The organism is Leucobacter holotrichiae (assembly GCF_055791005.1).
Map to the genome: position 1 here is coordinate 460,319 of NZ_JBVUAC010000001.1, position 11,611 is coordinate 471,929.

Here is an 11,611-nt window from a genome sequence, read left to right on the forward strand (position 1 = left end):
TTCCTCAACCTCGCGCGCTCGACGAAACGGGCAAGCCGCCTCGTAAATTGATAACGATTGTCATTAGCACTATCCTGGAATCCGTCTCCATTCCCGAGATCCCCGCGATCCTCCGTCACCGAGGTGCTCATGACGTTCTCCCCCGCTGCGCGCGCCGCGGCAACGCACCATTCCGCGTCAGACGATCCCGTGCCGAGCACCCCGACGCCCCGCGACCCGCAGCAGCACGAGCCCTCCCCGCGGCGCGGCCGTCGTCGCATCGTCGCGCTCGCCGCGTTCGCGGCGCTCACCGCCCTCGTGGTCCTCGCATCGCTCGCGCTCGGGCCGGTCGCAATATCGCCCGGCGACACGCTCGCGATCCTCTTCGACGCTGTGCGGGGCGCGCCCTCCGACCTGCCCGGCACGCTCGTCGTCACCGAGCTGCGCCTGCCGAGGGCGCTGCTCGCGCTGCTCGCGGGCTGCGGCCTGGCCGTCGCCGGCGCATCCATGCAGGCCTACTTCCGCAACCCGCTCGCCGAGCCCGGCGTGACGGGCGTCGCGAGCGGCGCCGCTGTCGGAGCGGTCGCGGTGCTCGTGCTCGGCTTCGACGCGCTCGGCTCGTGGACGCTGCCGCTCGCGGCGTTCGGAGGGGCACTGCTCGTGCTCCTCATCATCCAGGCGGTCGCCCTCGCCTCGCGCGACCGGGGGGTCGCGACCGTGCTGCTCGTCGGAGTCGCCCTCAATGCCTTCTGCGGCGCGCTCACGGGCGCCATCATCGCGAACGCGGATGACGCGCAGACAGTGCGCGGCGCCATGTTCTGGCTGCAGGGAGACCTGACCTCGGCGAGCTGGCAGGACCTCACCCTTTCGGCGGCGCCCGTGCTGCTCGGTGTCGCCGCGGTGCTCGCCATGACGCGCGAGATCAATGCCTTGCTGCTCGGCGACGAGATCGCGCAGTCTATCGGCGTCGGGGTGACGCGTGTGCGCGTGCAGCTGCTCGTTGTGACCTCGCTCGTCATCGGCAGCATCGTCGCGGTGACCGGCGTCATCGGGTTCGTCGGACTCGTGGCCCCGCACATCGTGCGCCTCCTCCTCGGCTCGGACCACCGCTTCCTGCTGCCGGCCTCGGCGCTGCTCGGGGGCGCATTCCTCGTGGCCGCCGACACCGTGGCGCGCCTCGCCCCGGCGGGCACATCGTGGCAGACCGGCATCGTCACGGCGCTCGTCGGCTCCCCGCTCTTCCTCGTGCTGGTGCTGCGCGCACGGCGGACGACGTGGAGGAGCTCGTGAGCCTCGCGGCGGAGGGCCTCGGCGTGACCGCCGAGGGGCGCAGCCTGCTGAGGGAGATCACGCTGCGGATCGTGCCCGGCGAAGTGCTCGGCGTCATCGGCCCGAACGGCGCCGGCAAGAGCACGCTCGTGCGGGCCCTAGCGGGGCTCGTGCGCCCCGCGGAGGGGAGCGTCAGCCTCGACGGCCGCCCCCTGCGCACCATGACGGCCCGCGAGCGCGCCTCGGCCGTCGCCTTCGTCGCGCAGGAGACCGCGGTCTCGGCCGACCTCACCGCCCTCGATCTCGTACGCATGGGGCGCTACGCGCACCGTCGGCGCCTCACACGCGCCACGCACGAAGACGACGCCGTGGCGCGCGGCGCCCTCGCGCGGGTGGGCATGACCGCGCTCGCCGACCGGCCCGTACCGACACTGTCGGGCGGCGAGCGCCAGCTGGTGCAGCTCGCGCGGGCCCTCGCCCAGGGCACGAGGGCGCTGCTGCTCGACGAGCCGACCTCGGCCCTCGACATCCGCCACCAGCTGCGCGTCTTCTCGCTGCTGCGGGCGGAGGCGCGCGCCGGAGCCGCGGTCGCCGCGGTGCTGCACGCCCTCGACGACGCGGCTCGGTACTGCGACCGCCTCGCCGTCGTGCACCGCGGCGCCCTCGTCGCGCTCGGCCCGCCCGAGGAGGTGCTCACCCCCGAGATGCTCGCCGAGGTCTACCGCGTCGACGCGCTCGTGCTGGCGGATGCGCACGGCCCCCGCGTACGGGCGCTCGCGCCGCGCGAACCCCGCGACCACCCCGACCCCGCACCACCCCACGAAAGGCACCGATGAAGCACTCCCGTCTCCCCCTCGCCCTTCTCGCCCTCACCGCGATCGGCCTCTCGGCCTGCTCGAGTACGCCGGCAGTCCCCGACGATCCGAGCGGATCCGTCACGGGGACCGAGCCGCCCGCCGCTGAGTCGAGCTTCCCGGTGACGCTCGACGTGCCGGGCTCGCCCGAACCCCTTGTGATCGACGAGGAGCCCGACCGCATCGTCGCGCTCTCACCGGACGCCGCCATCGCCCTGCACGAACTCGGCCTCACCGACCGCGTCGTCGCGGTGCCGGAGGTGGCGCTCAACAAGACGCTGAACGCATACGCTGAAGACATGAGCGCGGTCCCCCACACCATCGCCGGGGAGACGAGCCCCGAGCCCGAGCAGGTGCTCTCGTGGGATCCCGATCTCGTACTCGTCACGACCCGTCACACGGGCGAGCAGGACGCGTCGTCGCGCCTCACCGCGATCGGCGTGCCCGTGCTGTCGCTCACGAACGGCTGGTCGTCGTCTGAGGCCATCGCCGAGAACCTCGAGCTCATCGGCGAGGCGACGGGCGCGACCGCACGGGCGGGCGAACTGGCCGACAAGATTCGCTCGGGGATCGCCGACGTGCGGGAGCGCGCGGCAGGGGCCGAGTCGACGCCGACCGTCGCGATCCTCAGCAACCAGGCCCGATCCCCCTTCATCAACGCCGGCGCCTCGCTCGTCGACGAGATCGTCGAGAACGGGGGCGGATCGAACGCGGCGGAGCGGGTCGGCATCGAAAAGACCATGCCCGTCCAGCCCGAGCAGCTGGTCGCCGCACGGCCCGACTACATCATGCTCGTCGACGTCACAGGCAAAGGCGAGGAGTCGTTCGCGGGGCTGCTCGGCAACCCCGCCGTCGCCGAGCTGCCGGCCGTCGCCGAGGGCCGCGTACGCGTCTTCCCGGGCCGCGAGGTCTACGGACTCGCCGGCCCCGAGGTCGTCGCGGGCAGCGAGTCGGTACTCGACTGGCTCCACCCCGAGCTGGCCGGATAACCGGCGATGTCGGGATCGCGAGGCGCCGGCGCGTCGGCGGTACGGAGTTCGGTCCCGCCCCGCGGGCTCGCGCTCTCCGTCGCGCTCGCGTGGGTGCGGGCCGCGGCGCTCGCTGGCCTCTTCGTCGCCGTCGGGCACGCGGTCGACCGGATCGCCGCGAGCGCCTCGCCCGCGCCGGCCGTCGCGTGGCTGGCGGGCCTCGCGGCGCTCGCCGCCGGCGCGACGGCCGCCGACGCCCTGCTCACCGCTACGGCGCAGGCGCGCGCCGAGGGCCGCCTGCGCCGCCTCGTCGTCGACGCCGTGTTCGCCCGGGGCGTCGTGGCGGCGGGGGCACGCTCGGGAGCGCTACTCTCGCTCGCGACGAACGCGACCGAGCGCGCCGCCCAGTACCGGGCTGCCTTCCTCGCCCCCACGGCCGGTGCGCTCACCACCCCCTTCGTGGTGCTCGCGGTCTACGCGCTCGCAGTCGATCCGCTCGTCGCGCTGGCCATGGCCGGGGCCACAGCGGTCGTCCCCCTCGTGATCGCCGTCGCTCAGCGCGCCGTGCGCCCGGCCGGCTCCGCCCACCGTCGCGAGCAGGCCCGGCTCACGAGCGCGTTCCTCGAGGCGGTGCAGGGTCTCGGCACGCTCGCGGCGGCCCGCGCCGAGCGCCGCGCCGGCGCCGAGCTCGCCGCCCAGGGCGAGCGCCACCGCCGCTCGCTCATGCGCGTGCTCGCGGTCAACCAGATCCTGATCCTCGTGATCGACGCCGTCGTGTCGATCGCGGTCGTGCTGCTCGCCGTGCTCTTCGCGGTCTCGCGCGTCGAGGCGGGCGCGCTCACGACCGGGCAGGGGCTCGCGACGATCCTCGTCTCGCTGCTCGTCATCGCGCCGGTCGACCTCGTGGGGCAGTTCTTCTACATCGGCATCGGCGGCCGCGCCTCCGAGCGGGCGATCGCCGGGCTGCTCTCGCGCTCGAGCGCCCGCCGCGAAGAGGCGGAGTCGGGCGGCGCGACCGCCGAAGGATCGGGCGCCCTCGCCGCGAGGCCCGGCGACCCGGCGATCGAGCTCGTCGACGTGACCGCGGGCTGGCAGCCCGACCGCCCCGTGCTGCGCGACCTCTCGCTGCGCGTGGCGCGCGGGGAGCACGTCGCGCTCGTGGGGCCGAGCGGCGTCGGCAAGTCGACCGTCTCGGCGCTCGTGCAGGCCCACCTGCGGCCGAGCGCCGGGTCGGTGCGCGTGTCGGGCCTGCGCACCGACGCCGCACCTGAGCGCGAGATCCGGCGTCTGCTGTCGGTCGTCGAGCAGCGCACCTTCCTCTTCCGCGGGAGCGTGGCCGACAACCTGCGCATCGCGCGCCCCTCGGCCGGCGACGACGAGCTGTGGGGCGCCCTCGCCCTGGCCGGACTCGCCGACGAGATCCGCGCCTCGCACGCCGGGCTCGACACGCCCGTCGGCGAGCACGGTCGGCGCCTGTCGGGAGGCCAGAGCCAGCGGCTCGCCGTCGCGCGCGCGATCCTGCGCGACACCCCCGTGCTGCTGCTCGATGAGCCGACCTCGCAGGTCGACCTCGCCGGCGAGGCGGCCTTCCTCGAGACGCTCTCGTGCCTCGCCGAGGGCCGCACCGTGCTGATGATCGCCCACCGGCCCGGCGCGATCCTCGCCGCCGACCGCGTGGTCTCCCTCGCACCCGGAGGAGCCGAGTGACCCCCACCCCCGAGGTGAGCCGTCGTACGCTCACGGCATGGCTGCTACGCCACACCCGCGGCCTGCTGCCCGCCCTCGCGGCGGCGACCCTCGCCCGCATCGTCGGACGCCTGCTGAACATGGCCATCCTCGTTATCGCAATCCGCGCGGTGCTCGACGCGCCAACGGGGTCGGGCGCTCGGCTCCTCCCGCTCGCACTGCTCGTCGTCGGGCTCAGCCTCGCCAAGGCCGGCCTGCGCTACCTCGAGCACTACGCAGGCCACTGGGTCGCCTTCACCGCACTGCAGCGCCTGCGCGAGCTCTTCTTCACCCGGCTCGCCCCGCAGGCGCCCGCGGCCACGACCGGGCCCGCCTCGGCCGAGGTGACCGAGCGGGCGACCCGCGACATCGACCGCATCGAGGTGTTCTTCGCCCACACCTTCCCGCCCGTCATCGCGTCGGTCATCGTGCCGGCGGTGGCGCTCTCGTGGTTGGCCGCCGCGGTCGACGCCCGCCTCGCCGGCATCATCGCCCTCTTCCTGGGCGCAGCACTGCTGCTGCCGTTCGTCAGCGCTCGCGCGACGTGGACGGCGTCGCGCAAGATCGCCGCCCACCGAGGTCGCGTCGCCGCGCACGTCGCCGATGACGTGCAGGGCCTGCGCGAGGTGCTCGCGTTCGAGGCGCAGGGTCTGCGCGCCGCGTCGCTCGACGAGCTCGAGAGCGGGCTCATCTGGGCGAGGCAGCGCCTCGGCCGCGTGGTGGCGCTGCGGCTCGTCGGCGAGCGGGCGCTGTGGATCGGGTGCATCGTCGCCCTGCTGCTCGCGGGTGCCCCGGCCGGTGCGACGGCGACCGCGCTCGCGCTCATGCTCGCGCTCTGGTTCGGGTCGGCCGGCACCGACGACTTCGCCACGGGTCTCGACGCCGCCTTCGCGGCCTGTGCCCGCGTGCACCGCGTGATCGAGGCCCGGCCGGCCGTACTCGACACGGGCACCGGCTCGCCGGCCGGCACGGGCGGGCTCGCCGTGCAGCTGCACCGCGTGAGGTTCGCCTACCCCGGCGCGGACACCCCCGCCCTCGTCGACGTCGACGCCCGCTTCGACGCGGGTGGCTGGCACTACGTCGCGGGGGTCTCAGGCAGCGGCAAGTCAACCATCGCCTCGCTCGTCATACGGGCGTGGGATGCCGACTCGGGCGCGATCCTCGTGCATGGCACGCCGCTGCCGGACCTCTCGCTCGAGGCGCTGCGCACGGCCGTCGCCGTCGTCGACCAGCGGCCGACGCTCTTCGCGGGCACGCTGGCCCGCAACCTGCGTCTCGCCCGCCCCGACGCGACCGACGACCAGCTGTTCGAGGCGCTGAGCCTCGCGCGCCTCGACGCGAACGCGCTGCCGAAGGGGCTCGACACCCCGGTCGGCGAGCGGGGCACGACCCTCTCGGGAGGGCAGCTGCAGCGCATCGCCCTCGCGCGGGCACTCGTCGCCGACCCCCGTGTGCTCGTGCTCGACGAGGGGCTCAGCCAGCTCGACGCGCCGACCGCCGCGGAGGTGCGCGCCGGCCTCGCAGGCAGGCTGGATCGATGCACCGTCATCGAGGTCACGCACCGCGTCGACGTGATCCCCGACGACGGCCACGTGGTCGTGATCGACCGGGGCCGCGTCGTCGAGGACGGCACGGCGGGCGCGCTGCGCGCCGACGGCGGCGCGTTCGCCACGCTCGCACTTCGCGGCTCGGCCTGAACGCGGTGTTGCGCACGTGCTCGACGGCCTCTACTGGGGTCATCGGCGGTTCGCCGCCCCAGTCGTTCTGGTTCTGGTCTGCGGTGGCGGGGCAAGACTCTCAAAGTGTCTACGCGGGGACATTCCATCCGCCACCGGGGCGCCCGCCCGGCCCGGCACCTACGCCGAGCGGCGCCGGTACGCGAGCATCGCGAACCCGGCCGCGACCGCCAGGATGCCGAGGCACCAGGCGAGCGCGATCCAGATATCCCCGCTCACCGGCTGCTGCGCGAGCAGGCCGCGGATCGCGTCCACGATCGATGTCACCGGCTGATTCTCCGCGAAGAACCGCACCGGGCCGGGCATCGTGTCGGTCGGCACGAACGCCGAGCTCACGAAGGGCAGGAAGATCAGCGGGTACGAGAACGCGACGGCGCCGTCGAGGCTCTTCGCCAGGAGCCCCGGGATCACAGCGATCCAGGTCAGGGCGAGGGTGAAGAGCACCAGCACTCCGAGCACCGCCAGCCATGCGCCGATCCCGGCTCCGCTCCTGAACCCGAGCAGCAGAGCGACCAGCACGACGGCCGCGAGCGAGATCAGGTTCGCGACGAGCGAGGTGAGCACGTGCGCCCAGAGCGCCGACGAGCGGGCGATGGGCATCGACTGGAAGCGCTCGAAGATCGCCGTGTGCAGATCCTGGAACAGCCGCATCGCGGTGTAGGACACCCCCGAGGCGATCGTGATGAGCAGGATCCCGGGCAGCATGTAGTCGATGTACGACGCATCGCCGGTGTCGATGGCGCCTCCGAGCACGAAGACGAACATCAGCATGATCGCGATCGGCATGATCGCGGTGGTGATGAGCGTGTCGGGGCTCCGCGGCACGTGCCGCATGAGCCGCGCGTGCAGCACACCCGTGTCCTGCAGAAGATGACCGTTCATTTCGATGCTCCCGTCATGCCGCCGGCCCCGGTGACCGCGAGGAAGACCTCTTCGAGCGACGGCTGCTTCTCGATGTACTCGACCCGCGCCGGCGGCAGGAGGCCCTTCAGCTGCTGCAGCGTGCCGTTCGCGATGATCCGGCCCTCGTGCAGGATCGCGATCCGATCCGCGAGCTGCTCGGCCTCCTCGAGGTACTGCGTCGTGAGCAGCACCGTCGTCCCCGCCCGAGCGAGCTCGCCCACCGCCTGCCAGACCTCGATCCGCGCTTCGGGGTCGAGGCCGACCGTCGGCTCGTCGAGGAAGATCACCTCGGGATCGCCGATGAGGCTCATCGCGATGTCGAGTCGGCGGCGCATGCCGCCGGAGTACTCCGCGACCCGCCGATCCGCCGCCTCCTCGAGCGAGAATCGGCGAAGGAGCTCCCGCGAGACCGATGCGGGATCCTCGACGTGCCGGAGCCTCCCCATCAGCGAGAGATTCTCGGCGCCGGTCAGGATCTCGTCGACCGCGGCGAACTGCCCGGTGAGGCTGATGCGACGACGCACCTCGGCGGGGTCGCTCGCGAGGTCGAACCCCGCCACCGAGGCGGCCCCGGAGTCCGCGCTCAGCAGCGTGGAGAGGATCCTCACCAGCGTCGTCTTCCCGGCCCCGTTGGATCCGAGGAGGGCGCAGATCGTGCCGCGCTCGACCTCGAGGTCGACGCCGCGCAGCACCCGCTGGTTCCCGAACGCCCTGGTGAGGCCTTCAATGCGGATCGCCGGGGGTGTCATGATCGTCCCTCGCCGGCGTCGGGGCCGTCTGCTTCGGAGTCGTCGAGTTCATCGATCGCGGCGACGAGCCGACGGCGCTCCTTGACGATCCACTGCCCCTCCGCGTAGTTCGCGAGGAACAGCTCGGCGAACTCGACGGGGTCATCGCCGACGATCTGCCGGATCGACGTGCCGTCCGCCACGGCGTTCTCGAAGAGCTCGGCGAGATCCTCCGTCATCCGCACGAGCACGTCCCCCTTCGAGATGGCGCCGAAGCGCATGAGGTAGCGCTCGACGGCCTGCGCCGCTCCGCGGTAGTCGCTCGGGAGGGCCTTGATGCGACGCTGGGAATCCCGCCAGCGCCGCTTCTCGCCGAGGTCGCCGATGATGGTGTCGAGGAATGTGCTCATTGGTTTGCTCCTTCTCGAAGTGCTGCGATGCGGTGGGCGAGGAAGTCCCATGACCGCCAGAACTCCTCGAGGTAGGCACTGCCCGCTGCGTTGACGGAGTAGACCTTGCGGGGCGGCCCCTTCTCGGACGGCGTCTTGACGACGTCGACGAGGCCGCGCTGCTCGATGCGCACGAGGAGGGCGTAGACGGTGCCCTCCGCGGTATCGGCGAAGCCGAGTTGCTGCAGCCTGGCCCTGATCTCGTAACCGTGACCCGGTTGCTCGGAGATGATGGCGAGCACGATGCCCTCCAGAACCCCCTTGAGCATCTCGGTCATCTGCTTGGCCATGCGTCGCCCTTCACTACCTAGCAATGCTGTGTACCACTACACTGTAACGCTGAGTAGCGGCCTGCGCAAGCGATGCGCCGAGATCGCGAGCCACCCCGCCGGTAGGATCGTCGAGTGCGCGCAACCATCCGACCCCGACTCCCCTTCGAGGTCTGGGCACTGGTGGCGGGCGGCTTCACGGTCGCGCTCGGCTACGGCGTGGTCGCTCCCGCGATCCCCCAGTTCGCGCTCGAATTCGGGGTCTCCGCCTTCGCCGCCTCGGCCATCGTCAGCGCCTTCGCGCTCATGCGCCTGCTCTGCGCCCCACTGGCCGGGTGGATCGTGGGGCGCCTCGGCGAGCGGCGCACTTACACGATCGGCATCCTCATCGTCGCGCTCTCGACCGGTGCCGCCGCGCTGGCCGCTGACTACACGCAGTTCGTGGTGCTGCGCGGCCTCGGCGGCATCGGATCGACGATGTTCACGGTCGCCGCGACCGCGCTGCTCGTGAAGGTCAGCCCGCCGAACGCTCGGGGTCGGGTCGCGAGCCTCAACGCAGCCGGTTTCCTGCTCGGCGGCCTGCTCGGCCCCGTCTTCGGAGGCATCGTCGCGGGCTTCGGCCTGCGCGCCCCCTTCGTGTTCTACTTCGTGACGCTGCTCGCGGCGGCAACGGTCGTGGCCGTCGCACTGCGCCGCTCTCAGGCAGCAGGATCCCCGGTACCTTTGAGCGGGACGGAAGCGGAGGGCGGATCGACGCTGCAGTTCCGGCAGGCCCTCGCAGTGCCGCAGTACCGCGCCCTGCTGCTGTCGGTATTCGCGTTCGGCTGGGCCTCGTACGGCGTGCGCGTCTCGGTCGTGCCGATCCTCGTCGCTGTCGCCTTCGACGGCGACGCGACCGTCGCCGCCTGGGTGCTCGCGGCCTACGCGGCCGGCAACGCGGTGCTCATCTTCCCGTCGGGCCGCTGGAACGACAGCCTCGGCCGCAAACCCGTGCTCGTCGCAGGCATGGCGGTGCTCGCGGTCGCCTACGCCGCGGTACCCGCCTCCCCCGGCGTGTGGGTCGCCGCCGCCGCGATGTTCGTCGCGGGGGCGGGATCCGCGCTCGTCAACCCCGGGCAGCAGGCGGTGCTCGCCGACGTGCTCGGGCAGCGGCGCGGCGGCCAGGTCGTCGCAGGCTACTCGATGATGAGCGACCTCGGCGGAGTGCTCGGCCCCGCCATCGCGGGCGCCGTCGTCGACCTCGGGGGCTTCGGTTGGGCGTTCGGGATCACGGCGGCGCTGCTCGCCGCGGCGACTCTCGGGTGGATCGCGGTTCCCGACTCGCGACGGCTCGAACAGCGCTGAGTGCACCCGGCGGGCCTCGAACGGCCCTGCGAGAAGACGCCGCGGGCGCTCAGCCCTCGAGGTCGTCGACGCCCGGCAGCCAGCTCAGGCCGGGGCGTCCCCATCCGTTCTTGCGCTGGGCCTTCTGCGCTCCGCGGTTCTCGGGGTGCACCAGCCGATCGACGTAGAGCAGACCGTTCAGGTGGTCGAACTCGTGCTGCAGCACTCGGGCGAACCATCCGCTCGCCGTGATCTCGAAGGGCTTCCCGTCGACGTCCTGGGCGCGCAGCAGCGCTCGCGGCGAACGGCGCAGCGCGAAACGCTCGCCCGGGAACGACAGGCAGCCCTCGACCTCGTCGTCACCGGGCAGGCCCGGCTCGAGCGGGGCGATCCAGAGCTCGGGGTTGATAGCCGCCCCCTGGGCCGGCGCCTCATCCTGATCCTCGTACATCCACACGAAGACCCGCTTGCCGATCCCCACCTGGGGCGCGGCGAGCCCGACGCCTGGAGCGGCCACCGTCGTCTCGAACATATCGTCGACGAGCGTGCGCAACTCGGCATCGAACTCGGTCACGGGTGCCGCGGGGCGGTGGAGCACCGGCTCGCCGGAGATCACGATGGGAAGAATTGCCATGCCCTCCAGTCTAGAGGCGAGGCGCCGCGCGCCGTGCCGACGATAGACTGACCCGGTGCGGGATCCGCGATCCCGAGCGGCCCCGAGCAGGAACGAGGAACCACAGTGTCGAACACCCCAGCGGATCAGATCGTCTGGATCGACTGCGAGATGACCGGCCTCGATGTGGACCGAGACGGCCTCTGCGAGATCGCGGTCATCGTGACCGACTTCGAGCTCGCTCCTCTTGATCCCGGATTCGAGATCGTCATCAACCCCGGCCCCGAGGCGCTCGCCCACATGAACGACTTCGTGCGCGCCATGCACACCGAGTCTGGCCTCCTCCCGCGCATCGAGAACGGCGTGTCTCTCGAAGAGGCCGAGCAGCGCGTGCTCGACTATCTGAGCCGACTCGTCACCCCCGGCAGGCGCCCCCTCGTCGCGGGCAACACGATCGGCATGGATCGCCGCTTCGTCTCGAAGTACCTGCCGAAACTCGACGAACGACTGCACTACCGCAGCATCGACGTCTCCACGATCAAGGAGCTGAGCCGCCGCTGGTACCCCGCCGCCTACTTCGGTGCCCCGGCGAAGCGCGGAGGGCACCGCGCGCTCGCGGACATCGCCGAATCGATCCAGGAGCTCGCCTATTTCCGCAGCACCGCGATGATCCCCGCGCCCGGCCCCGACAAGGCCGCCTCCGAAGCCGTGGCGCGCACGGTGAGCGAGCGCTACTCGTCGCTCATCGACGGGCCGCAGCCGCTCGACACCGCCCTCGAGCGCTAACCGCGGAGC

Annotated in this window: 12 protein-coding genes; 7 read left to right on the forward strand and 5 right to left on the reverse strand. The window is 72.3% G+C overall.

Annotation, left to right across the window (positions count from 1 at the left end):
- Window positions 1–129 precede the first annotated feature (129 nt).
- From AC0KXF_RS02180 to AC0KXF_RS02200, 5 genes are read left to right on the forward strand one after another with little or no spacing between them, the layout of a single operon-like run.
- Window positions 130–1,269, forward strand: coding sequence for a FecCD family ABC transporter permease (locus tag AC0KXF_RS02180; protein ID WP_473107637.1), 1,140 nt, complete (start codon window positions 130–132; stop codon window positions 1,267–1,269).
- Window positions 1,254–2,084 carry an ABC transporter ATP-binding protein gene (locus tag AC0KXF_RS02185; protein WP_473107638.1) on the forward strand — a complete coding sequence of 277 codons (831 nt, stop codon included), beginning with the start codon at window positions 1,254–1,256 and terminating at the stop codon, window positions 2,082–2,084. Before AC0KXF_RS02180 ends, AC0KXF_RS02185 begins: the two co-directional genes overlap by 16 nt.
- Window positions 2,081–3,091, forward strand: coding sequence for an ABC transporter substrate-binding protein (locus AC0KXF_RS02190; RefSeq protein WP_473107639.1), 1,011 nt, complete (start codon window positions 2,081–2,083; stop codon window positions 3,089–3,091). Before AC0KXF_RS02185 ends, AC0KXF_RS02190 begins: the two co-directional genes overlap by 4 nt.
- Window positions 3,092–3,097: 6 nt before the next feature.
- Window positions 3,098–4,777 (forward strand): ATP-binding cassette domain-containing protein, encoded by a 1,680-nt coding sequence (locus AC0KXF_RS02195; RefSeq protein ID WP_473107640.1) that lies wholly within the window; start codon window positions 3,098–3,100, stop codon window positions 4,775–4,777.
- On the forward strand, window positions 4,774–6,492 hold the full coding sequence (locus AC0KXF_RS02200; protein ID WP_473107641.1) for an ABC transporter ATP-binding protein: 1,719 nt from the start codon (window positions 4,774–4,776) through the stop codon (window positions 6,490–6,492). Before AC0KXF_RS02195 ends, AC0KXF_RS02200 begins: the two co-directional genes overlap by 4 nt.
- Window positions 6,493–6,651: 159 nt before the next feature.
- Here the strand turns inward: AC0KXF_RS02200 and AC0KXF_RS02205 are convergent, their stop codons facing one another.
- The 4 genes from AC0KXF_RS02205 to AC0KXF_RS02220 are packed head-to-tail and all read right to left on the reverse strand — an operon-like array spanning window position 6,652 to window position 8,901.
- Window positions 6,652–7,413: an ABC transporter permease gene (locus AC0KXF_RS02205; protein WP_473107642.1), complete on the reverse strand. Its 762-nt coding sequence runs from the start codon at window positions 7,411–7,413 to the stop codon at window positions 6,652–6,654.
- The gene (locus AC0KXF_RS02210) at window positions 7,410–8,183 is read right to left on the reverse strand and encodes an ABC transporter ATP-binding protein (RefSeq protein WP_473107643.1); all 774 of its coding nucleotides are present in this window, start codon (window positions 8,181–8,183) and stop codon (window positions 7,410–7,412) included. The genes AC0KXF_RS02205 and AC0KXF_RS02210 overlap by 4 nt, the downstream gene beginning before the upstream one ends.
- Window positions 8,180–8,572 carry a DUF1048 domain-containing protein gene (locus tag AC0KXF_RS02215; protein ID WP_473107644.1) on the reverse strand — a complete coding sequence of 131 codons (393 nt, stop codon included), beginning with the start codon at window positions 8,570–8,572 and terminating at the stop codon, window positions 8,180–8,182. Before AC0KXF_RS02215 ends, AC0KXF_RS02210 begins: the two co-directional genes overlap by 4 nt.
- Entirely contained in the window at window positions 8,569–8,901 is a 333-nt protein-coding gene (locus AC0KXF_RS02220; protein WP_473107645.1) for a PadR family transcriptional regulator, read from the reverse strand. The genes AC0KXF_RS02215 and AC0KXF_RS02220 overlap by 4 nt, the downstream gene beginning before the upstream one ends.
- 114 nt (window positions 8,902–9,015) lie before the next feature.
- On the opposite strand from AC0KXF_RS02220, the gene AC0KXF_RS02225 reads away from it, so the two are divergent.
- A complete protein-coding gene (locus AC0KXF_RS02225; RefSeq protein WP_473107646.1) occupies window positions 9,016–10,224 on the forward strand; it encodes an MFS transporter in 1,209 nt (402 codons plus the stop codon).
- 49 nt (window positions 10,225–10,273) lie between these two features.
- Here the strand turns inward: AC0KXF_RS02225 and def are convergent, their stop codons facing one another.
- Window positions 10,274–10,837 carry a peptide deformylase gene (gene def, locus AC0KXF_RS02230; RefSeq protein ID WP_473107647.1) on the reverse strand — a complete coding sequence of 188 codons (564 nt, stop codon included), beginning with the start codon at window positions 10,835–10,837 and terminating at the stop codon, window positions 10,274–10,276.
- 105 nt (window positions 10,838–10,942) lie between these two features.
- Between def and orn the strand changes: the two genes are divergently transcribed.
- Window positions 10,943–11,602, forward strand: coding sequence for an oligoribonuclease (gene orn, locus AC0KXF_RS02235; protein ID WP_473107648.1), 660 nt, complete (start codon window positions 10,943–10,945; stop codon window positions 11,600–11,602).
- Window positions 11,603–11,611: the final 9 nt, after the last annotated feature.